Raw genomic sequence first — 22,637 nt, 5'->3', positions numbered from 1 at the left:
TTATTTGATCGTTACTTGATCGTCACGCAATGCGCCGGTACAAGCCCTGCTCCGGCGCAATCGCCTTGTAGCGCGAAATGAAGGGCGTCGCCTCCAGACTGGCGTCTGGATCCAGGCTGAGAATACCGTACAGCGGCATGCTGTCGTAAAAGAGCCGCAGCGCACGGTTACGCAGCACCGTTCCGAATTCCCCCAGCGCATGGCGGCAGATGATCAGCTGGAACTCATTGAATGAGGCATTGGTCGCCAGGCTGTATTGCTCCCAGGTGATATTGGCGCGCAACCGGTCGCTGAACACGGCGTACCCATTTTCCTTGCTGCAGTACTCGCGCAAATCTATCTTGCCCCCGCTCTCGCGATAGTTCTCCGCGTAGCGTGCGAGATGCTCGAATGCAAGCCGTCCTCCGCTCGCTTCATGCAGGAGCGATTCGTTCTCCACCGTTGCGAATATCTGCGTTCTGTCGAGAAGCTGCTCCTCGTCCAGCATGGCCGACAGCACGCAGGCATCCTCGGCATGCAGACATTCCGCAATCCAGATCCTCGGTGACGGACACGAGCGCAGCAGCGGCACGACCGCCTCGCGCAAGATGCGCAGATAGCCCGCGTCTTCGAGCAATCCCGCAGGATGCGCGCTCAGTTCGCGCAGCAAGCTCTCCGCCGCACGCGTTTCATGCATCACCCGCTCCTGCAGGCCCGAGACCGTTTTCACGCCAAGCTGCTGCATCGCGGCCTGCAGCTTGTGCTGAAGGACCGGGCGCCGATAGCCGCGAAAGTCGTGGCCGAAGCGACGGAACACACCTTCCAGCAGGAGATCCGTTTCCAGGTCTTCCACCGGCTGCTCGCCGTTCACCGCGGACATGCTCATTGATGCAGCCACACTCGCATCAGCGACAGCAGCTGCGCCACATCTACCGGCTTCGTAATGTAGTCGGAAGCGCCCGCCGCAAGGCACTTGTCGCGGTCGCCCTTCATCGCCTTCGCGGTCAGCGTAATGATCGGCAGCAACTTGAACTTCGGGATGGCGCGGATCGCGCGCATCGTGTCATAGCCATCCATCTCCGGCATCATGATGTCCATCAGCACGATCTCGATTTCCGGATCCTTCTCCAGCACCTCGATGCCATCCTTGCCGTTCTCGGCAAACTGCACCTTCATCTGGTGGCGCTCCAGTACGGAACTCAGCGCGAAGATGTTGCGCAGGTCATCGTCGACGATCAGGACCTTGTGGCCGGCCAGGCCGCCATCCGCTTCATGGACGTCTTCCAGCATGCGCCGCTGCAATTCCGGAAGTGTTGTCGGCGAACGATGGAGGAACAAAGCTGTTTCATCGAGCAGACGCTCGGGCGAACGCGCATCCTTGATCACGATGGTCTTCGCAATACGCTTGAGGCGCGTCACCTCCTTGCGCGTCAGGTCCTTCGCGGTATAAACGACGACCGGCAAGTCGCGCAATGCAGCATCATCGCCGATGGTATCGAGCAGGTCGAAGCCGTTGATATCCGGCAGCGTGAGATCCAGCACCATGCAGTCGAAGTGCGTCGACCGCAATCCCGCGAGCGCCTCCGCCCCGGTTCCGACGGCATGGATATGCACATCGTTGCTACCGACCAGGTCAATGATGGCCTGACGCTGCATGGCGTCATCTTCCACCACCAGCAGGCTTGGTTTGCCGCGCATGAGGAACTGCTGGATGCGCGCGAACTCTTCCTGCAGGCGGTCGCGGCTGACGGGTTTGTGAAGATACGAAATGGCCCCCTGCCGCAACACGCGCTCACGCTCCTTCAGATTGGTCAGCACATGGACCGGGATATGGCGCGTCGACGGATCGCGCTTGAGGCGCTCGAGGACAGTGAATCCATCGATGTCCGGCAAGTCAATGTCGAGCAGGATGGCCGCCGGCAGGTAATCGCGCGCCAGCGTCAGCGCCGAATCGCCGTGGTGCGTGACAATGCCCTTGAAATTCTTTTCCCGTGCGTGGTCGAGCAGAATATCCGCGAAGGGCACATCGTCCTCGACAATCAGCACGGACGGGTCACCCGGCGAGATGAGCCCTCGGTCGTCCGCCGTCCCCTGGTAGGGCAAGCGCGGCGGATCCATGACCAGTTGCGCCACCTCGATTTCATCAGCTTCCGTATCCGCCACCCGGGCAGGCAGCAAGCGCGCTTTTGCGGCGGGGGAGCGGGATGCCGAGTGGTCGTAGCCGATAAAGCCCGTATGGTTGTACGGCAGGTACAACGTAAAGGTACTCCCGGTGCCAACGGCACTTTCTACCCGGATCTCGCCGCCAAGCAAGCGTGCAAGTTCGCGGCTGATCGAAAGGCCGAGCCCCGTTCCGCCGTATTTGCGCGCCGTGCTGCCGTCGGCCTGCTGGAACGCCTCGAAAATCAGTTGCAGCTTGTCGCTCGCAATACCGGCACCGGTGTCTTTGACCGAAAAGGCGAGTACCGCATCGGCGTTATTGAGATGCGGATGATCCGGCGACCACCCTTCCCTTGCCATGCCGATGCGCAAGGCCACTTCACCATGGCTGGTAAACTTGAACGCATTCGATAACAGGTTCTTCAGGATCTGCTGCAGCCGTGTGGTATCGGTCATCATGGATGCAGGCAGGTTGTCGCCCAGGTCGACCGAGAAATTCAGCTGCTTGGCTTCGGCCATGTGACGGAAGGTGCGTTCGACGTAATTGCTGAGGGCGCGGAAACGGTATTCGCTCACCTCCAGCGTGACCGTGCCGGACTCGATCTTCGACAGGTCGAGGATGTCGTTGATGAGTGTCAGCAGGTCGCTGCCGGAGCCGTAGATAGTCTTGGCGAATTCCACCTGCCGCTCCGTCAGGTTGCCTTCCGGGTTGTCGGAAAGCTGCTGCGCGAGAATCAGGAGGCTGTTGAGCGGCGTACGCAGTTCATGCGACATGTTCGCCAGGAACTCCGACTTGTACTTCGATGACAAGGCAAGCTGCGTGGCCTTTTCTTCCAGCGCCAGCTTGGCCTGTTCCACTTCCCGGTTCTTGCGCTCCACTTCAATATTCTGTTCGGACAGCAGGCGCGCCTTTTCCGCCAGCTCCAGGTTGGTCTGCTGCAGTTCCTGCGCCAGCGACTGCGATTGCATCAGCAGGCTTTCCGTGCGGCTGTTGGCCTCGATCGTGTTCAGCACGACGCCGATGGTCTCCATCAGCTGGTCGAGGAAGGACAAATGCGTTTCGGTGAAGCGGTCGAGCGATGCGATCTCGATCACGGCCTTCACCTGCTGCTCGAACAGGATCGGCAGCACCACGATATTGTTCGGCGGCGCAGCGCCAAGCCCGGATGACACCTGGATGTAGTCGCGCGGCACGTTGGTCAACCAGATGCGCTGCTTCTCGAGCACGCATTGCCCGACCAGTCCTTCACCCGGACGGAAGGAGGTCGGCAGCTTGCGGCTGGAGCGATAGCCATAGCTCGCAATCATGCGCAGGCGCGCATCCTGCTGCTGCGAATCCATCATGTAGAACACGCCGTGATGCGCAGAGACCAGCGGTGCCAGCTCGGACAGGATCAGCGTTGTCACTGCGCTCAGGTCGCGCTGGCCCTGCAGCAGGCGGGTGAAGCGCGCGAGGTTGGTCTTCAGCCAGTCCTGCTGCGCGTTCTTCTGCGTGGTTTCCTTCAGGTTGCGGATCATCTCGTTGATGTTGTCCTTGAGGTCCGCCACTTCGCCGCGCGCCTCCACCTGGATCGAACGCGACAGGTCGCCGCGTGTCACGGCCGTTGCCACTTCTGCAATCGCCCGCACCTGCGTGGTCAGCGTCGCCGCCATGCGGTTCAGGTTTTCCGTCAGGTCCTTCCACGTTCCTGCCGCCCCCGGCACCGATGCCTGGCCGCCGAGCTTGCCTTCCACGCCCACTTCGCGCGCCACGGTTGTCGCCTGGTCGGCAAACACCGCCAGCGTGTCGGTCATTTCATTGATCGTGTTCGCCAGCGCTGCGATCTCGCCGCGCGCCGCCACAGTCAGTTTCTTCTTCAGGTCACCATTCGCGACGGCGGTCACCACACCAGCGATGCCGCGCACCTGCGCGGTCAGGTTCGCTGCCATGAAGTTCACGTTGTCTGTCAGGTCCTTCCAGGTTCCCGCCGCACCTTCCACCTGCGCCTGTCCGCCCAGCTTGCCCTCGGTGCCCACTTCGCGCGCCACACGCGTCACTTCGGAAGCAAACGAGGAAAGCTGATCCACCATCACGTTGATGGTGTTCTTCAGTTCGAGGATTTCACCCTTCACGTCCACCGTGATCTTCTTCGACAGGTCGCCGCGCGCCACCGCCGTGGTCACTTCGGCGATATTGCGCACCTGACCCGTAAGGTTCGATGCCATGAAGTTCACACTATCGGTCAGGTCTTTCCATGTGCCCGACGCGCCCGGCACGTTCGCCTGACCACCGAGACGGCCTTCGGTACCCACCTCGCGCGCCACGCGCGTCACCTCCGACGCGAACGATCGCAGCTGGTCCACCATGGTGTTGATGGTGTCCTTCAATTGCAGGATCTCGCCGCGCACGTCCACCGTGATCTTCTTCGACAGGTCGCCGTTGGCCACCGCGGTCGTCACGTCTGCGATGTTGCGCACCTGTGAAGTCAGGTTGCCAGCCATCGAGTTCACCGAGTCCGTCAGGTCCTTCCACGTGCCTGCCACGCCCGGCACGTTCGCCTGTCCGCCCAGCTTGCCTTCGGTGCCCACCTCGCGCGCCACGCGCGTGACTTCCGACGCAAACGAAGAGAGCTGGTCCACCATCACGTTGATGGTGTTCTTCAATTCGAGGATTTCACCCTTCACGTCCACCGTGATCTTCTTCGACAGGTCGCCGCGCGCCACGGCCGTGGTCACTTCGGCGATGTTGCGCACCTGGCCGGTGAGATTGGATGCCATGAAGTTCACGTTGTCGGTCAGGTCCTTCCACGTGCCGCCCACACCCTTCACCTGCGCCTGTCCACCCAGCTTGCCCTCGGTGCCCACTTCGCGGGCCACGCGCGTCACTTCGGACGCGAATGAGTTCAACTGGTCCACCATCACATTAATGGTGTTCTTCAGTTCGAAAATTTCACCTCGTACGTCCACCGTGATCTTCTTTGACAGGTCGCCGTTGGCCACCGCCGTCGTCACGTCCGCGATGTTGCGCACCTGTGACGTCAGGTTGCCGGCCATCGAGTTCACCGAGTCCGTCAGGTCCTTCCACGTACCTGCAACGCCCGGCACGTTCGCTTGCCCGCCCAGCTTGCCTTCGGTGCCCACCTCGCGCGCCACGCGCGTCACTTCCGAGGCAAATGAATTCAACTGGTCCACCATCACGTTGATGGTGTTCTTCAGTTCGAGGATTTCGCCCTTCGCGTCGGCCGTGATCTTCTTCGACAGGTCACCGTTGGCCACCGCGGTCGTCACGTCTGCGATGTTGCGGACCTGTGAAGTCAGGTTGCCGGCCATCGAATTCACCGAGTCGGTCAGGTCCTTCCACGTGCCTGCCACGCCCGGCACGTTCGCCTGTCCGCCCAGCTTGCCTTCGGTGCCCACCTCGCGTGCCACGCGGGTAACTTCCGACGCGAACGAGGAAAGCTGATCCACCATCACGTTGATGGTGTCCTTCAGTTCAAGAATTTCGCCTTTGACGTCCACCGTGATCTTCTTCGACAGGTCGCCGTTCGCCACTGCGGTCGTCACTTCGGCGATGTTGCGCACCTGGCCCGTGAGGTTCGACGCCATGAAGTTCACATTGTCGGTCAGGTCCTTCCAGGTGCCGCCCACACCGGGCACGTAGGCCTGCCCACCCAGCTTGCCCTCGGTGCCCACCTCGCGCGCCACGCGCGTCACTTCCGATGCGAACGAACGCAGCTGGTCCACCATGGTATTAATGGTGTCTTTCAATTGCAGAATCTCGCCGCGCACGTCCACCGTGATCTTCTTCGACAGGTCGCCGTTGGCCACCGCGGTCGTCACGTCCGCGATGTTCCGCACCTGTGAAGTGAGGTTGCCCGCCATCGAGTTCACCGAGTCGGTCAGGTCCTTCCACGTGCCTGCCACGCCCGGCACGTTCGCCTGTCCGCCCAGCTTGCCTTCGGTGCCCACCTCGCGTGCCACGCGCGTCACTTCGGAAGCAAATGACGAGAGCTGGTCCACCATGGTGTTCGCGGTGGCTGCCGCACGCAGAAACTGCCCTTTCAGCGGACGTCCGTCCACGTCCAGCGTCATGGTCTGCGACAGGTCGCCCTTCGCGACCGCGCCGATGACGCGCGCCATTTCCGTGGTCGGCCGCACCAGGTCGTCGATCAAAGTATTGACCGATCTGACGATAGTCGACCATCCACCCGCCACGCTCGGCACCGCGGCACGCTGGGTCAACCGCCCCTCGCGTCCCACAACCCTGCTGACCTCGGTGATTTCCTCGGCCAGTTGCTCATTGGTTTCCATGATGTCGTTGAGCGTATCGGCGATCTTGCCGGCGACACCAGTCCAGTCCGACGGCAGCCGCGTAGAAAAATCGCCCTTCTTCAATGCGGTCAACACGCCGAGCAAGAGCTTGGCGTCCAGTTCATCGGGCAAGGTCATTCTGAGGTCCATGTATGTGTCTCCATTTTCTGATTTTGTGATTTCTTAATCCTGTCCCGGCACGACGGCGGGGTTCATCGCCCTGCGGAAAAACCGGATGCTTCCGCGCTGCTGTTTCTTGGCGCGATACATCGCCAGGTCGGCGTGCTTCATTAGCGTTTGCATATCCGCGCCATCGCCGGGAAACAGGCTGATGCCAATACTGGTCGACGTGCTGATTGCGTGCTCGCCTATCCGTTCAATCGCCGCGACTGCGTGCACGATCTTGTGTGCCACCACGGCCGCATGTGTTGCATCCGGCAGGTTTTCCAGCAGTACTACGAATTCGTCGCCTCCGAGGCGCGCCACCATGTCTTCCTCCCGCAGGCAGGACGCAATCCGCGTTGCCACCTGGATCAGCAGTTCGTCGCCCGCTTCGTGTCCCAGCGTATCGTTGATCGCCTTAAACTTGTCGAGGTCAAGAAACAGCAAGGCGAGGCATTCATTGTGTCGTGACGCATGCGCGATGGCATGCTCCAGGCGCTCGATCAGCGAACGGCGGTTTGGCAGCCGGGTCAGCGGATCGCGCGTCGCCAGATCCTGTGCCCGCTGCTCGGCGCGACGGCGCTCGACGATCTCCGCTTCCAGTGCCGCGTTGATGCGCTTGAGTTCGCGCATCTGCTGCACGCGCAGATCGCGGTTAAGCACTTCCAGCGCCTGCGTCTTGGCCTGCAGTTCCAGCCTGTTCTTCGCCATTTCCACGAAAACCGACACCTTGGTCTGCAACACCTGCGGAATGACCGGCATCAACAGGTAATCCGCCGCGCCGCTCTGATAGGCCTTGAGCCGGTTGAAATCGTCACCTGAATAAACGGTGGTGAAAATGATCGGCACGGCTGCCGAACGCGGGTGCGAATGTATCGCTTCGGCTGTTTCAAAACCGTCAATGCCCGGCATCTTCACGTCCAGCAGGATAACGGCAAATTCACGCTGCAGCACTTCGCGAAGCGCGTCCTCGCCGGAATGCGCGCAGACAATCTCGTAGCCGTCCCGCTCCGCGGCATCCGCCAGAAGCGTCTGGAGCGCAAGCAGGGTGGCAGGATCGTCATTGACGACAAGGACTCTTGGCGTAAGCACGTGTTGTACAGGTGAGAACAGGCGCGGCGAGGACATCTCCGCAGCCGGGCAAAAAGAAAGGTATCGGAAGTTCCCTGAAGGAAACTGCGAAATTTATTGTGTGCTTAAACGGTGAAGGTTAGCAACCGCTACTCCCTGCCTTCCGGAAGGGATGTGAACCACTATTGAGAAATATCAAACCTGGCAGATCAGGTCAGCTCGTTCAGCTTTCCCGACAGTTCCTTGTCCTTGCGGCGCCGCGAGGTCTCCGCACGCTTGGCCGGTGCGGCGGCAATCGGTTTCCTGCCGTCGGAAGCTCGTCTCTCTTGCGCTGGCGGATTGTCGGCAGCGTCGACCGCATCGTCGTCAAGAGGAATGGAAATGGCAATGGATGTGCCCTTGTCCTGGGCAGTATCAAGCTTGAATTCTCCGCCCAGGGCGCTGACGCGCTCCTTGATGCCGACCAGGCCGAAGGAATTGGCCTTCCGGCGGCAGCCCGGGAAGATGCCCACGCCATTGTCGGAAACCGTCATGAGCAGGCGTTCGCCCTGCGTCTGGAGTTCGATGGTCGCCTTGGTCGCGCGGGCATGTCGGAAGACGTTGTTCAGTGATTCCTGCAGGATCCGGAACACCGCCGTCGCCCTGTTGTCGTCCACCGACAGTTCCTTGTCCGGCATGAGGAGTTCGCAGGCGATACCGGTACGCCGCTGGAATTCCTTGACCTGCCACTCCATGGCAGCGTTCAGGCCGAGGTCGAGCACAGTCGGCCGCAGATTGTTGATGATGGCGCGCATCGCCTTCATGGTCGCGTCGATGTGATCGAGCACGGCATGCACCTTCTGGTTGAGCTTCGGATGCGTGGTGCCGGTGCGGGCATGCAGCATGGCGATGTCGATGCGCAAGGCGAGCAGGTTTTGCCCGAGTTCGTCATGGATTTCGCGCGCGATCCTCTTGCGCTCGTCTTCCTTGATGCGCTCCTGGTAGCTGGCAAGCTGCCGCAACTCTTCCTGCGACTGGCGCAGGGCTTCTTCGGCCTGCTTGCGTTCGTTGATGTGTTGCAGGTCCTGCTTACGCTGTTCCTGCAGCGTGGCGTTCAGGCGTTCCAGCTCCAGCGTCTGCCGTTTCAGTTGCAGGTTCTTCTTTGCCAGATCGACAAATACCGCAACCTTGGTCTGCAGGATCTGGGGAATGATGGGCGTAAAGAGGTAATCGACCGCACCCCGCTGGTAGCCCTTGAGCCGATGCATTTCGTCGGCATAATGCGCGGTGACGAGAATGATCGGCACCGATGCGGAACGCGGGTGGGAATGGATTGCTTCCGCCGTCTCGAAACCATCCATGCCCGGCATGTTGACGTCGAGCAGGATCACCGCGAAATCATAGGTCAGCACCCAGCGCAACGCTTCCTCGCCGGACCGCGCGGTGATCACCTCGTAGTCATCCCGCGGGGACAAAAGGCTTTTCAGCGCCAGCAGATTGGCGGGGTCGTCGTTGACAAGCAGGACACGTGGCGTAAACATGAATGAGAAAAACTCATCGAAAAGGCAATCTTAAGAGCCCGTCTGAATGCGAAAAACTGCTGCATGACGAGCCCCTGGCCACCATTCCATGAAAGTTAAGGCACAAGCACCATCCGCTCCAGTGCCTGTGCCGTGACGGCTGCTGGCTGGATCTCGCACTGGCATTCCATCTTGCAAACATGCCGTGGATCAGTCCAAACCCCAATTTAGCATAGAAAACAGAATACGGCGCTGACAAGCTACTCAGTACCTGGATTTACAACGCCCGCAGGGAGGACGCAGGCGTCTGGAGCAAGGCCGCAGCGATAGTGTTGCTATCGCGAGGATGGGCAACGCAGCAATCGCCGTCGAGTGCCCGGCAGAAATCGCAAATCGAGGTGTGGCGGATTACCGTGGTTCAGCCCTGGTGTGCCACGCTCGGTCTCAATGCCTGCGGCTTCGAGACTTCCAGCCAGCGTCGCACACGGCCTGCATCTGCAAGGCGCGAATCCTTGCCCTTCGAGTCGAGGAATACCATCACGACCGGACGTCCGTTGACTCTCGTTTGCATGAGCAGGCAGCGTCCTGCTTCCGTGATGTAGCCGGTCTTTTGCAGGCCGATCTCCCATGTCGGACTCATGACGAGCCGGTTCGAGTTCTGGTATTGCAACTGGCGTCCGCGAATACCAGTATTGACGGTGTAGTGCGTATCGGTCGAGTATTCGCGGATGACCGGATGCTGATAGGCGGCAGCGACCAGCCTCGCAAGGTCACGCGCGCTGGCAACATTCTGGCTCGACAGGCCGGTTGAATCGACATAACGCGTGTCATTCATGCCGAGCGCCTTCGCCTTGGCATTCATGGCGGCGACGAACGCCGGCAAGCCGCCGGGATAATTGCGTCCGAGCGCGGACGCGGCGCGATTTTCCGAACTCATGAGGGCGATATGCAGCATGTTTGCCCGCGTCATCCTGGCACCAACGCTCAGCCGCGAGGCGCTGTGCCGTTCGCGATCGATATCATCCGACGTCACTTCGAGCACTTCGTCCATGTTCTGGCGGGCTTCCACAACAATCGTGGCCATCATGAGCTTCGTTAACGAAGCGATCGGCAGTGCGACACCGGAATTCTTTTCAAACAGGACCTGCGATGTGGTCTGGTCGACAACGACAGCGGCATTGGACTTCAATGCGAGCGGATCATGCGTCAGGTTCAGTCCGGCAAGGTCGCCAGCTGTCATGACGGGCGGCACGGTATGGACGTCGGGCGTTGTGGGTGCTGCGGGCGCTACATGAGACGGAGAATAGGAAGCGTGCTGATATCCGCTCTTGTGCTTCGCATGATGCGGTGTCGCAGTAGCGGCGACATGATGGCGCGCCGTGTGCGAAGGGCTGGCCTTGTGCCTGGCGGGCGATTTTTTGACGGAATGTTTCTTCTGGGTGGACTTGGTGGAGTGGGTGCTCGCCTCGGCCGCCGGAGCAGCAATAATGAATGCCAATAAAGAAACAGCTACCCCCAGCGCGGACTTGAACATCTGCACTCCTCCCCCAATACTTGCTAAACGCATTATATCTTGCAGTGTAGCAAAACAGTGAAATTCAGCAAGCAAATGAGAGAGTTAGCGCAGAAAATTAAACAACTTTCTTATCGAAAATTGCGAGTTCGCAAATGTGCTTTCCGACACTCAAGACCCGCGAGGGCAGATTCCATGTCGTTTTGATAATTTCAGGCACATCCAAGCGCATTCGGAGAGCATGACAGCGCCGGCGTGACTCGCCTCGCGCAATCGGATCAGGCGGGATGCTGTTCCACTTCGATCGTCTGCAGCAAGGCGCGCATGGCGTCCGGAATCGTGCCTGGTCTGCGCGACTCGCGATCAACGTACACATGCACGAAATGCCCCTGCGCCGATGCAGTGTCTTCGTCTTCGCGAAATATGCCGACTTCGTAGCGCACGCTCGATTTTCCGAGCTTCGTGACGCGCAGCCCCGCGGTCACGCGTTCCGGGAAGGTGACCGAGGCGAAGTAGTTGCATTGCGTTTCGATCACCAGTCCGATCACTGGACTGCGCTCAATGTCGAGCACGCGGTTGGCAATCAGGAACTGGTTCACCACGGTGTCGAACCAGCTGTAATACACGACGTTATTGACATGGCCATACGCGTCGTTGTCCATCCAGCGCGTGCTGATCGGATGGAAATATTTGAAATCGCTTCGGTTTTTTGCTTGCGGTCGCATCAATCACCTTTTCACTACCAGGGCCACACCCATCACAGCCAGCGCCATGCCGGCCATGCCGGCCACGCTGAGCGCCTCGCCAAACATCGCCCACGCCATGACAGCCGTCGTGGGCGGGGTCAGGTACAACAAACTTGTTACTTGTGTCGCGGCCCGCTTGCGAATCAGGGCAAACAGCAGGAAGATCGCGCCGATCGACAGCGCCAGCACTGCCCACAGCAGCGCACCGATGAAGCGCGGCGTCCATTGCACCGTGTCGAATGCCGGCGTCAGGTGCTCGAACGCGACGGCAAACGGCAGCACCACAACGATCGACGCGGCAAACTGGATGATGGTGCCGGTGCGCAGGTCGAAACTCGCGCAGTAGCGCTTCTGGTACAGCGTGCCGCTGGTGATCGACAGCAAGGCAAACACGCACAGCGCGATGCTCTGCCACGACAGCCCGACCAGGGAAATCTTGTTGGCCACCACCAGCCCCACACCACACAGGCCGAATGCCAGGCCAAGCCACTGGCGCCTATGCACCGACTCGCCGAGAAGCGGCGCCGCCATCGCAGTGAGGACGGGCTGCAGGCCCACAATCAGTGCAGAAAGTCCGGCCGGCATGCCGATCTTGATGGCGCACCACACGCCGGCCAGGTAGCCGGCCTGCAGCAACACCCCGGCGGTCGCGATACGCATGATTCGCCCGTGCGGCCATGGCGCGCGCATCACCAGCACGATGGGCAAGAGCACGACGAGCACACCGGCAAAGCGCAGCAATAGAAAGGTGAGCGGCGGTGCATAGGGCAACCCGAACTTCGCGACGATGAAGCCTGTGCTCCATATCAGCACGAAAATGAACGGCGCGACCGCAGCCCAGATGGCAGTAGAAGCGCTTTCGACAGGGGCAGTGGATGGTACGGTGCTCATGAACTGGCGGCAGGATGATGTGATGAGTATTCTGAAGCAATGGAAATCGTCTGCACATGCACGTCGACGGTGTCCTGGATGTTCCTGCCGTAGCCGCCGGCCATGGCGAGCGCCATCGGGATGCCGCGCTGGCGTGCCTCCTCAAGCACAATCCGGTCACGCGCGGCGAGCCCGCCCAGTGTGAGCTTGAGCTTGCCGAGCCGATCTCCCTCATGCGGATCGGCGCCTGCCAGATAAATGATCAGATCCGGCCTGAAGCGCGCGAACATGCCGGCCAGCGCCGTGCTCAGGACATCGAGGTAACCTGCATCTCCAAGACCATCGGGAAGCGCTACGTCCAGGTCGCTGCATTCCTTCCTGAACGGGTAATTATTTGCGGCATGCAGCGACAGCGTGAATACCGACTCGTCCTGGGCAAGGATGGATGCCGTGCCGTTTCCCTGGTGGACATCCAGGTCGACAATCGCGACATGGCGTACGCGCCGTTCGGCCTGCATCAGTCTCGCGGCGATTGCCGCGTCATTGAAGACGCAAAACCCCTCGCCACGATCGGCGTAAGCGTGATGCGTGCCGCCTGCGAGATTGGCCGCCACATCCCATTCCAGTGCCGCGCGGCAGGCCGCAATGGTGGCGCCGGCCGAACGTCGCGAGCGCTCCACCATTTGCGGCGACCAAGGGAAGCCGATCGCCTTCTGCTCGGCAGGCGAAAGCGCTCCGCGCGACACCCGGTCGATGTAGGAAGGATGGTGTGCGAGCGCCAGCACACCGTCACTGGTGAATGGCGCCTCGTCAAAGGAAACCTGCGGCATGGTCGCAAGTACGGCCTCGCGCACCATGCGGTATTTCTGCATTGGGAAGCGATGGCCCTCGGGAAGCGGCAAGACGAAATGATCGCTGTAGAAGGCTTGCACGAATTGGTGCTGACGAAAAATGAAGGAGCGAGTTTAGCATGCAGACAAAGTCATGACCGGCCGCGGCGCCATTGCATAAACGCCAAGAAAACATTGCACCAGTTCAACTTCTTGATCTGGATGAGCTCTTTTTTGTGCTCCGCAACAATATTTGTTGACATGACGCGATTTGTCCTTAAAATAATAATTGTTGCGTCGCACAAAACCAATGTGGCGCTGGCAGATCGCAGGACCGTCCGACCAATACTTTTTCATCGAAGGAGATCCACATGTTCACGATTCCCGAGCAATTTTCCGCAGCGTCCAAAGCCAACTTCGAATCCCAGCTGGCCTTGCTTGCGACGTTGACCAGCAAGACTTTCGAGGGAGTCGAAAAAATGGTGGATCTAAACCTCAACGTTGCCAAGGCTTCCCTGGAAGAGTCCAGTGCTGCAGCGAAGCAATTTCTGACCGTCAAGGATGCGCAGGAATGGATGGCACTGGCTGCTGCGCAAGCACAACCGAATGCGGAAAAGGCCTTGTCCTACGGCCGTCACCTGGCATCGATTGCCTCCGGCGTGCAAGCCGAGTTCAACAAGGCTGCCGAAGCACAGATCGCCGAGTCCAGCCGCAAGATGCTGGAACTGGTCGACGAAGTGACCAAGAATGCGCCTGCGGGCACCGAGAGTGCTGTTGCCCTCATGAAGTCGGCCATCGGCAACGCCAATGCCGGCTATGAACAATTGAGCAAGACCGCCAAGCAGGCAGCGGATGCACTGGAAGCGAATCTCAACAACGCCGTCGGCCAGTTCACGCAAGCAGCGCCGAAGGCCGCTTCCCGCGCCAGCAAGAAGTGATTCACGGTGTCCGGGCGCCTGCCCGGACATCTGCATTATCGTCAGTGATCTCCTCGGTACCTCAAGTACCTCCTCCTATCGGTACCGTTTCCCATGCCCCGACGTTCGGGGCATTTTTTTATTCAGCGTCCAGCCGCAGTCAAATCTTCTCGTAATCCGCCTTGAACTGGTCCAGTCCGCCCAGCATCCTGTCGAAGGCGGCATTGACCTGCACCGGATCGCCCTTGACCCCGAGCTCAATATGCCGGCGCGTGTTTGCATTGCCCACACTCGGGAGGCTGAACACCTTCACCAGCGGGAATTCCGCCTCGATCGCTTCCATCAACGGCGTCAGCGTTGATTCGGCAATCTCATAGACCAGCACTGCCTTCTCCAGCGTCGGCACGCTTTGAAACAGATGCGCGTAATGCGTATCCAGTGCCCACGCGATCATTGGCCATGCCATTTCGGGAAATCCGGGTACGAAATAATGCGCGCCCTTGCCATGCCGGACCGAAAATCCGGGGATCTTGTTGAACGGATTGGGAATGATCTCCGCGCCCTCGGGGAATTCACCCATCTTCAGGCGATGCATCATCTCGGGCTTGCTGAAGTCGGGCTCCTTGCCCGCCTCGCGTGCCATGTCTGTAATCCGTTCCTGGATCTTCGCCTTCGCTTCCGGATGCAGCACAAGGGGAACACCCAATGCAGCGGCAGCGCATTGCCGCGTATGGTCATCGGGCGTTGCGCCGATGCCGCCGCAGGAAAACACGATATCGTCGCCCGCGAAGCTGCGCTTGAGCACATCGGTGATGCGCGCGCGGTCATCGCCCACATACTCTGCCCACGACAGTTGCAGGCCGCGCGCATTCAGCAGTTCGACCACTTTGGGGAAATGTTTGTCCGTACGCTTTCCGGACAGGATTTCGTCGCCGATGATGATGAGACCGATCGCCATGGTATGAATGTGTTTGTCAAAAGGGCATTATGCCTCAGGCGCCGGAATCCTTCCGCAGCACTGCGTCACTTCAGTTGATGTCCTTCAGCGGCGGATTCACATCGACCCGCACCGCCATCAGGGCGCGATATTTCGCCAGTGCTTCAAGACAGTAGTATTCGAACCACAGCCCCGTGAACACGAAGACCAGCACATAAAGCCAGATCGCGCCGGCCGCCAGCAGCGGAAAGAAAATGACTGACAGTGCGCCACCAAGCCACAGCAAGGTAGGCGCAGCGCCCATGGCGCCGGTAATGGCACCGATCACGAACAAGGGCCAACGATGAATGCGCAGGATGGTCTTGCACTCTTCGGCGCTCGCGTGTTCTGCGAGCGCGTCGTAGGCCATGACGCGATAGGTCAGCCAACCCCAGAGCGCAGGCTGCACCACGAAGGTCAAGGGCGGAAACATGGATAGCGGCAGCGTCACAAGCCACAGCACGGCGAATACGATGAACGACGAAGCCGCGATCCAGAGGCTGCCCAGCAGGCTGCCTCCCTTGCGTGGCTCGAGTTCAGGGTAGTGCCTGCCGCCGACATGGCGGATGATGATCGGCATCGCCATGACGCCGACAAACACCAGCGCAGTAAGGATCATCAGCGGCAGCAGCACCCACATGGCGAGCAGCGGCACCAGCACTGTCTTGAGCGCACCGAGGCCGAGCCACCCCAGCACATTTCCGGCGACGGCGAAACCACCGCTTTCCGAAAAGTAGGCATGCAGCCAGTCGATCATCGGCTGCAACCCGAGCCACAGCAAGATTCCCCAAATGACAAGCGACAACACAAAAGGCAGCACCGTCAGCAACAGCATGCGGAAATGCAGTTGCGACAATACCGCGCGCCCGAAGGCAATCAACACAGGTCGCATCAGAAAGCCTTTCTCCACGCGAGTCGAGGTGCGCGTCGCACATCAGATTCGCAACTTCAAGAACATGGACCGGCTTGCGCAACACCTCTTCGCAATGCGCACGCCGGCCGGTCTGGATGATCCACGCGGCGCGCCGTACCGTCAAGCGCTTGCGATGCTGCAGGTTGCGCCCCGCCCTACCTGCTAAAATTCCTGTCCTCTGCAACGAAACAATAAAGGAAAACCATGTCCACCATCATGACCGCCTCCGGCCTGCAGTATGAAGACATCCAGGTCGGCTCCGGCGATGAAGCCAAGGCAGGCCAGCACGTCACCGTGCATTACACCGGCTGGCTGCAAAACCCCGACGGCAGCGCAGGCCGTAAGTTCGATTCGAGCAAGGACCGCAACGATCCGTTCGAATTCCCGCTTGGCGCAGGACATGTGATAAAAGGCTGGGACGAAGGCGTGCAAGGCATGAAGGTCGGTGGCGTGCGCAAGCTGATCATTCCGTCTTCGCTCGGCTACGGTGCGCGCGGTGCAGGCGGCGTCATTCCGCCAAATGCAACATTGATTTTCGAAGTGGAACTTTTGGGCGTCTGACGACTCTTTCCACGGAGCATTCAGCGTCCTGAAGCCGGTGGTTGGATGAAGGCAGAATTCATCCGGTTTGCCTGGCGAGCTCGATAGCCACAGCGACAACAGCTTTCACCAACCAGCGATTGCCGCTCGCAGTCGTTCACCGGATTCGGGTTTCATGCGTTCAAAAAAAATTCTTGCCGTCAGCGCCTGTGCGGCGCTCCTGTCCCTGGCGTCCGGCTGTACAGTCGTATCGGTTGCCACCACCGCGGCGTCGGTTGCGACCACTGCTGTCAGCGTCGGCGTGACCGCCGGCTCCATGGCGGTGGGCGCGACGACTGCAGTCGCGAAGGGAGCAGTCAGCGTCGGTAGCGCAGTGGTCGGCGGTGGCAGTGAATGAGCGTCACCACTCCGACATCAGGGCCAGCAGCACCAGTTTTTCGAATTCCGGTGCAAACCGTCGGATGATCTCGTGCGGATCGCGAGCAATGGCGTCATCAGTGACAAGCCCGAACTGCACGCAGCCGTTGTAGCTCAGGATTGATACGCCCATACCGATGTCGCCCGACTGCGGCACCCAGAACATGATCTGGTCAAGCTGGCTGCCGGCCATGTAGAGTGGGGTCTGCGGCCCCGGCACATTGCTCATGACGGCCGTGGCCTTCTTCGCGAAATAGTTCTGGATTTCGTTCTGCATCTGCTTCGGCGTCGCGCCCAGCACGCCGAGCACCGCCATCGCCACCAGCGCCTGGTAACCGCCTTTCAGTTCAGCCATGCGACGCCGCACTTCGCTCAAACGCGCGATTGGATCCTCGATCCCGACCGGCAACACCAGCGGCACCAATCCGAATGCATTGCCAAGCTTGTGCTCATCGCCGGCCTTGCGCAAGTTCACGGGCACCATCGCGCGCAGGTCCGTCGTGCCCGGCACATTGTCGCCCTTTGCGCGCAGGTAGGCACCGATCGCGCCGGCCACGCTGGCCATGAGGACATCGTTGATTGACCCGCCGAGCGCTTTGCCGACGACCTTGATTTCATGCAGCGGCAAGGGCTCGCTCCAGGCAACGTGCTTGGTGCCCACCGGCTTCCCCTTGAGCCGGGTGCGTGAATCGTCCGCCATCGCCATCAGCTTGATCGCATCCAGTGTCAGCCGGCTTGCCTTGTTCCCCATATCGGAAAGACGGCCCATCAGCTTGTTTGCATCGGCCACCATCCACATGTACTTGCTCCACAGGCTGGTCGACAGGTTGATCGCGCTGATCATGCTTCTGGTCACCGGCTGCATCAGGCTCAACCACGGATTGTCTTCATCATCCAGTGCGTTCGCGCTTGCCGGCGTTGCGCGGTCTGCACGATCCGGCACACTGTCGAACATCGACAAGAGGACGCCGACCAGCGCAATGCCATCGGCAATACAGTGATGACTGCGGACGACGATTGCCTGCCGGGTCTTGCCATCCTCGCCGACGCAATTGTCGATCAGGTGCATCTGCCACAAGGGGCGCGCGAAGCTGAGCGGGGTTGCGGACAATCCGCTGACCATCTGCTCCAGCAAGACCTTGTTGCTTTTCCCTTCGGACCTCAGGCGATCATGCTGGATGTGATAATCAAGGTCGACCTCCTGCTCTTCCCACCATGCCCCGCCGGTCATGTCGCGCGACACCTTGCTGCGGAAGCGGGGATATGACAGCAAGCGTGTCTGCACGATATCGCGGAAGCGGCGTGTGTCCATCGGTTCGTCGAACATGAGGACGGCAACGATCATCATCAGGTTGCTGTCCGAATCCATCCGCAGCCACGCGGTATCGACAGTAGACATCTTTTCCCGGCGCAGTACCGGCACGGCTTCAGACAACATCGAGCATCCCTTCTAGAGCTTTTCTTTTGTGACGAAATTTTCTATGTTATTTTGTTTCGGTTCCGTCAGTTTTAAAAATCGCAACAGTTGCGACACTATCACACTGATTTGATTACATCTAGAAGGAGAAGAATGCGATGAGCCTGCAGGCCCTGTTCGAACAAGCGGTCGCCGATTCCAAGAACCTGCCCGAGCGGCCGGACAATATGACCCTGCTGAAAATTTATGCACTGTTCAAGCAGGCGAGTAGCGGTGATGTGGAAGGCAAACGCCCGGGATTCACCGACATGGTCGGACGCGCGAAGTACGATGCGTGGGACGGACTGAAGGGAACGTCGAAAGAAGATGCGATGCAGCAGTATATCGACCTGATCGCCGAACTGAAGGGCTGAGACCGCGGAACAGTGCCGGATGCAGGAATGCACCTGCATCCATGGGTTTCATGCCTTGCCGCTGAAAACCTTCTCCATCTTCGCCGCAATCTTTTCTTCGATCGTCGGCGCAAAAGCCTTCAGCAGGAATCCCAGCCTGATTTCGAGGATCGCTTCCTCTTCAGAGACGGTCAGCGATCCTGACACACCGCTGCGACTGAACAGCAGGACATCGCCCTCCCATTCGGAGGCCATGTCATATTCCCTGGCAATCTGCTCGGCCACCTTCTGCGCGGCGGCCTTTGCCTTCTTGTGCGTCAACTTGTGCGCATGCGTGATGCTGATATCGGCCATGCCCGATCCTCTGGCTTTACTTTCGTCAAGAATATTCGGAGGCGCACAAGCAGTCAACGCGGCAGCCGCCACGCTGGCTGCAGATTCCGTTTACTACTGCGTGGAGGAAATCATGCCTGCTTGTGGAGCAGTACTCTCCCCCTGAACTGCGGCCGTCTTTGCCTCATGCGCCTGCTGGACCGCACCACGCAATTGCGAGCCGGGCTGCCAGTGCCACACGGTGAGCAGGACAAAGAAGCCGACCACGTAAGCAAGCGCGACGTGCCATCCATGCTTCAGCCAGCGCGTCACCGATTTCGCTTCCGGATACATGTTGGACAGTGCCACGCCTGCGGACGAGCCGAACCAGATCATTGATCCGCCGAAGCCCACCGCGTACGCGAGGAAGCCCCAGTCGAAACCACCTTGCTTCAGCGCCAGCGCGGTCAGCGGAATGTTATCGAACACCGCTGACACGAAGCCCAGCGACAATGCACTCACCCAGGATGCTTCAGGCAGCTTCTCGACCGGCATCATCGATGCGCACCAGACCAGCGACAGGAGGAAGATCGAACCGCGCAGCGCGCCGGGCAGTTCGTTCCAGTCCGGACGGCGCAGCGGCGCGGACACCAGGATCGCAACCCAGACTGCCAGGCCGAGGAACGGGAAGGCATCGGCCAGGTCATTGAATTTCAGGTTCAGCAGCAGGTTGGCGCAGATCGCCGCGATCAGAATGAAGGCGACGATTGCCACGCGTGTCCAGTCGACGCGCACGCCTTGCGATGCATCCTTGGTGATCGGTGAATACGCATGCTGCTGCAGCGAGGCGGGAATGGCCGTGATGAGCAGCGCCACGGTCGCAGCAATATAGGCTTCGAACACCTCGCTCGGTGCGACGCCGGCAATCCACATCATCGTGGTAGTCGTATCGCCAACCACGCTGCCCGATCCGCCGGCGTTTGACGCGGCAACGATCGCAGCCAGGTAGCCGATGTGCACCTTGCCGCGAAAAACGCTGTGCGCGACCGCGCCGCCAATCATGGCTGCGGCGATGTTGTCGAGGAAAGAGGAAATGACGAAGACCAGGACCAGCAGCACAAAGCCGCCTTTCCAGTCGTCCGGCATGTAGTTCGGCAGCACGGCGGGGATTTCGCTGCGTTCGAAATGCTTGGCGAGCAGCGCAAAGCCAAGAAGCAAGGCCAGCAGATTGCCGAGGATGACCCATTCATGCCCGAAATGCGCCGCCAGACCGCTGATGCCGGTGCCCTCGCTGAACGGCGAGAAAAGGATCTTGTAAGCCGAAATGATGATTGCACCCGTCACTGCGGTAACCATCGTATTGACGTGCACAAAGGCGATGAAGAACAGGACGGCGGCGAACAGGATGAATTCGACGGGAATGCTGGCAACGACGGGACCGGAGAATCCTCCCGCCGCGAATGCAACGGAAGGAAAGGCAAGCTGGGCCAGCAGCAAGGCGAAAAAAACCGACAAGGCAGTGAAGTGTCGCAAAACCCGTCTCCTGATATTTGGATGTTTATACACGGAAATAGCTATTCTAGCGGCACCATCCTGCCACGCAATCAGCAATAACGCGTATTGGCCGCCGGCGCCGCATCTGACCACGGTGCGGCACGGGGGCTGACAGGTGTGCCGGCGATGCGGGCGACGCCGTCAGGCGTTGCGAACGACGATGACGTGGACGCGGTAAGGCCCGTGTGCGCCGAGCACGATGGTCTGCTCGATGTCGCCGGTGCGGGATGGCCCGGAAATGAAATTGACCGCGCGCGGCAGATCGCCGTGCTCCTTGCGCGCCAGCGCGAACGCATCTTCCATGGCGCCGACAATGCGTGAGGCCGGCAGGATCGCGATATGTGTTTCTGGCAGCAGGCTTGCGGACGAATAGGTATCCGGCCCGGACAGCACCATCAGGCTGCCGGTTTCGGCCACCGCGCAGAAGGCACCGGTAATGCCGACCAGATCTTCATTGCGCGGTGCGCGGAATTCCATCTGCATGCCCGCTCCACTCCACGCAAGGCTGTCCAGCGTTTTCCACGCGATGGCCTGTCGCGCAACGCCAATACTGTCCAGGTAGCGCGCCACCGACTGGGGCACCTCGTCCAGGGATGCCACTTCGTCGACGGTATCGGACATGCGCAGCGCCTGCTGCCTGAAATGTTCGACCAGGTCGTCGCCAAGCGCCGGCCGAGGCCCCTGCGAATGTGCACTGACGTACTCGCGGACGGCATCACGCTCGGCTTGCGTCGGCTCGACCGGCCGGTTCTGCGCCTGCCGAATACGGCTGAAAATGGCTTTGCGTGCTGCTGACGTGTCCATGCATATCCCCTTGATGACAAGCCCCAAAGTCTACCCGAATCGCGCGAAGACCATGATTGTGTCGCGCTTGATTTAATTTCAAACGGCGGCCGCAAATAATTCAACTGAAGTGCCCGGCCATTCATGCACCTCCATTTTTTGCGTAGGACAAACACCTGTTTTTGATACAGGGAACGGAGCGCAATTGCCATTGGGGCAAGAAACACGCGAAGCACATCGCCTGCACACGCGGCGAATAACCCTTTCAGCCTTGGTAGCATCCCGGATCCGTCACATTTGCTTATGCGTATTCTGTCTAAGTTCGGTTTGTTAGAAACCCCCGCTTGTCTTAAAATACAAGGCTTTGCAGCGGGTTGCGTGTACAGGGCGCGGTGATGTCATCCTTTGTACGATCCTTTGATTCTTGCAGCGCCCCATCCTTCACCCCGGCTTCAAAACAGATCAGTTTCAAAAAATTTTCAGATAGGACTGTTATGACCCACGTTGTGACCGAATCCTGCATCCGTTGCAAGTACACCGACTGCGTGGATGTGTGCCCGGTAGACTGCTTCCGCGAAGGCCCAAACTTTCTCACGATCGATCCGGACGAATGCATCGACTGCGCCGTGTGCGTTGCCGAGTGCCCGGTCAACGCGATCTTTGCGGAAGAAGATGTGCCGGCGGACCAGCAGCAATTCATCAAGATCAACGCCGACCTTTCGCGCAAATGGCCATCCATTACCAAGACGAAGGATCCTCTGCCGGATGCCGACGACTGGAAGGACACCAAAGACAAGCTGCCGTATCTGGACAAGTAGTTTGACTGCGCCCGGCGTGTCGCAGACAGAATCGCAATAAGAACAGGGCAACAGCCCACAGGCCGTTCGCCGTCGAAAAGGAGCGTCGGCATTTTGTGGAAACCTTGAAATGAAACAGGAACTCAATAGTCGTATGGAAACCAGCAACGGCATCAATGCATCCACCCAAGCCCCCGATACCGCAAGCACCGCCGGTAAAGGGCCGATCGAAACCGATGCCGTGATCGTTGGCGCCGGCCCGGTGGGTCTGTTCCAGGTCTTCGAACTGGGACTGCTGGAGATCAAGGCACATGTGATCGATTCGCTGACCAGCGTGGGTGGACAATGTGTCGAGCTTTATCCGGACAAGCCCATCTACGACATCCCCGCCGTGCCCAGCTGCACCGGCCAGGAACTGACCGACAACCTGCTCAAGCAGATCGAGCCCTTCGGCGCCACCTTCCACCTCGGGCAGGAAGTCACCGTGGTCGAAAAGCGC

General features: G+C 59.8%; 20 protein-coding genes. 6 read left to right on the top strand and 14 right to left on the bottom strand.

Translation table 11 applies throughout. The annotated features are described in order from the left end of the window. Positions 1–22 precede the first annotated feature (22 nt). From VJ698_RS08135 to VJ698_RS08100, 8 genes are all read right to left on the bottom strand, one after another. The gene (locus VJ698_RS08135; protein ID WP_324102239.1) at positions 23–865 is read right to left on the bottom strand and encodes a CheR family methyltransferase; all 843 of its coding nucleotides are present in this window, start codon (positions 863–865) and stop codon (positions 23–25) included. After that, complete coding sequence (locus tag VJ698_RS08130) at positions 862–6,579, bottom strand: HAMP domain-containing protein (RefSeq protein WP_324102238.1); 5,718 nt, start codon at positions 6,577–6,579, stop codon at positions 862–864. Before VJ698_RS08130 ends, VJ698_RS08135 begins: the two co-directional genes overlap by 4 nt. Before the next feature lie 33 nt (positions 6,580–6,612). After that, positions 6,613–7,683, bottom strand: a complete 1,071-nt coding sequence (locus VJ698_RS08125) for a GGDEF domain-containing response regulator (protein WP_324102237.1) — start codon at positions 7,681–7,683, stop codon at positions 6,613–6,615. Between the two features lie 188 nt (positions 7,684–7,871). Further along, entirely contained in the window at positions 7,872–9,182 is a 1,311-nt protein-coding gene (locus VJ698_RS08120) for a response regulator (protein WP_324102236.1), read from the bottom strand. Between the two features lie 397 nt (positions 9,183–9,579). Next, complete coding sequence (gene pbpG, locus VJ698_RS08115; protein ID WP_324102235.1) at positions 9,580–10,695, bottom strand: D-alanyl-D-alanine endopeptidase; 1,116 nt, start codon at positions 10,693–10,695, stop codon at positions 9,580–9,582. A 257-nt stretch (positions 10,696–10,952) separates the two neighbouring features. Beyond that, positions 10,953–11,399, bottom strand: coding sequence for a thioesterase family protein (locus VJ698_RS08110; protein ID WP_324102234.1), 447 nt, complete (start codon positions 11,397–11,399; stop codon positions 10,953–10,955). Between the two features lie 3 nt (positions 11,400–11,402). Then, the gene (locus VJ698_RS08105) at positions 11,403–12,311 is read right to left on the bottom strand and encodes a DMT family transporter (protein ID WP_324102233.1); all 909 of its coding nucleotides are present in this window, start codon (positions 12,309–12,311) and stop codon (positions 11,403–11,405) included. Then, positions 12,308–13,222, bottom strand: coding sequence for a histone deacetylase (locus VJ698_RS08100; RefSeq protein WP_324102232.1), 915 nt, complete (start codon positions 13,220–13,222; stop codon positions 12,308–12,310). Before VJ698_RS08100 ends, VJ698_RS08105 begins: the two co-directional genes overlap by 4 nt. 269 nt (positions 13,223–13,491) lie before the next feature. Between VJ698_RS08100 and phaP the strand changes: the two genes are divergently transcribed. Beyond that, positions 13,492–14,058, top strand: a complete 567-nt coding sequence (gene phaP, locus VJ698_RS08095) for a TIGR01841 family phasin (protein WP_324102231.1) — start codon at positions 13,492–13,494, stop codon at positions 14,056–14,058. Positions 14,059–14,197: 139 nt separating this feature from the next. Here the strand turns inward: phaP and VJ698_RS08090 are convergent, their stop codons facing one another. Next, a complete protein-coding gene (locus tag VJ698_RS08090) occupies positions 14,198–14,995 on the bottom strand; it encodes a competence/damage-inducible protein A (RefSeq protein WP_324102230.1) in 798 nt (265 codons plus the stop codon). A 70-nt stretch (positions 14,996–15,065) separates the two neighbouring features. Further along, a complete protein-coding gene (locus VJ698_RS08085; RefSeq protein WP_324102229.1) occupies positions 15,066–15,905 on the bottom strand; it encodes an EI24 domain-containing protein in 840 nt (279 codons plus the stop codon). A gap of 225 nt (positions 15,906–16,130) precedes the next feature. Here VJ698_RS08085 and VJ698_RS08080 point away from each other — a divergent pair, with 225 nt between their 5' ends. Continuing rightward, positions 16,131–16,487, top strand: a complete 357-nt coding sequence (locus tag VJ698_RS08080) for an FKBP-type peptidyl-prolyl cis-trans isomerase (protein WP_324102228.1) — start codon at positions 16,131–16,133, stop codon at positions 16,485–16,487. Positions 16,488–16,641: 154 nt separating this feature from the next. After that, positions 16,642–16,863, top strand: coding sequence for a hypothetical protein (locus tag VJ698_RS08075; RefSeq protein WP_324102227.1), 222 nt, complete (start codon positions 16,642–16,644; stop codon positions 16,861–16,863). A gap of 3 nt (positions 16,864–16,866) precedes the next feature. On the opposite strand, the gene VJ698_RS08070 is transcribed toward VJ698_RS08075, so the two are convergent. Continuing rightward, a complete protein-coding gene (locus VJ698_RS08070; RefSeq protein ID WP_324102226.1) occupies positions 16,867–18,321 on the bottom strand; it encodes a wax ester/triacylglycerol synthase family O-acyltransferase in 1,455 nt (484 codons plus the stop codon). Positions 18,322–18,458: 137 nt separating this feature from the next. Here VJ698_RS08070 and VJ698_RS08065 point away from each other — a divergent pair, with 137 nt between their 5' ends. After that, positions 18,459–18,713 carry an acyl-CoA-binding protein gene (locus VJ698_RS08065; RefSeq protein WP_324102225.1) on the top strand — a complete coding sequence of 85 codons (255 nt, stop codon included), beginning with the start codon at positions 18,459–18,461 and terminating at the stop codon, positions 18,711–18,713. Between the two features lie 48 nt (positions 18,714–18,761). Here the strand turns inward: VJ698_RS08065 and VJ698_RS08060 are convergent, their stop codons facing one another. The 3 genes from VJ698_RS08060 to VJ698_RS08050 all read right to left on the bottom strand — a co-directional run bounded on the left by VJ698_RS08060 (position 18,762) and on the right by VJ698_RS08050 (position 21,362). Continuing rightward, positions 18,762–19,046, bottom strand: coding sequence for a polyhydroxyalkanoic acid system family protein (locus VJ698_RS08060; RefSeq protein WP_324102224.1), 285 nt, complete (start codon positions 19,044–19,046; stop codon positions 18,762–18,764). Between the two features lie 93 nt (positions 19,047–19,139). After that, complete coding sequence (locus VJ698_RS08055) at positions 19,140–20,537, bottom strand: citrate transporter (RefSeq protein WP_324102223.1); 1,398 nt, start codon at positions 20,535–20,537, stop codon at positions 19,140–19,142. A gap of 162 nt (positions 20,538–20,699) precedes the next feature. After that, positions 20,700–21,362, bottom strand: a complete 663-nt coding sequence (locus VJ698_RS08050) for a lactate utilization protein C (protein ID WP_324102222.1) — start codon at positions 21,360–21,362, stop codon at positions 20,700–20,702. A gap of 473 nt (positions 21,363–21,835) precedes the next feature. Here VJ698_RS08050 and fdxA point away from each other — a divergent pair, with 473 nt between their 5' ends. Both fdxA and VJ698_RS08040 read left to right on the top strand, forming a co-directional pair. After that, positions 21,836–22,159: a ferredoxin FdxA gene (fdxA, locus tag VJ698_RS08045; RefSeq protein ID WP_324102221.1), complete on the top strand. Its 324-nt coding sequence runs from the start codon at positions 21,836–21,838 to the stop codon at positions 22,157–22,159. Between the two features lie 133 nt (positions 22,160–22,292). Continuing rightward, positions 22,293–22,637, top strand: a 345-nt coding sequence (locus tag VJ698_RS08040; protein ID WP_414691140.1) for an NAD(P)/FAD-dependent oxidoreductase, incomplete at its 3' end; no start/stop codon positions are given.

Origin of the sequence: Noviherbaspirillum sp. (assembly GCF_035254685.1) — a bacterium.
Taxonomy (GTDB): domain Bacteria; phylum Pseudomonadota; class Gammaproteobacteria; order Burkholderiales; family Burkholderiaceae_D; genus Noviherbaspirillum.
Note: the sequence above shows the minus strand (reverse complement) of the source record. Positions and strands in the feature narration are given on the sequence as shown.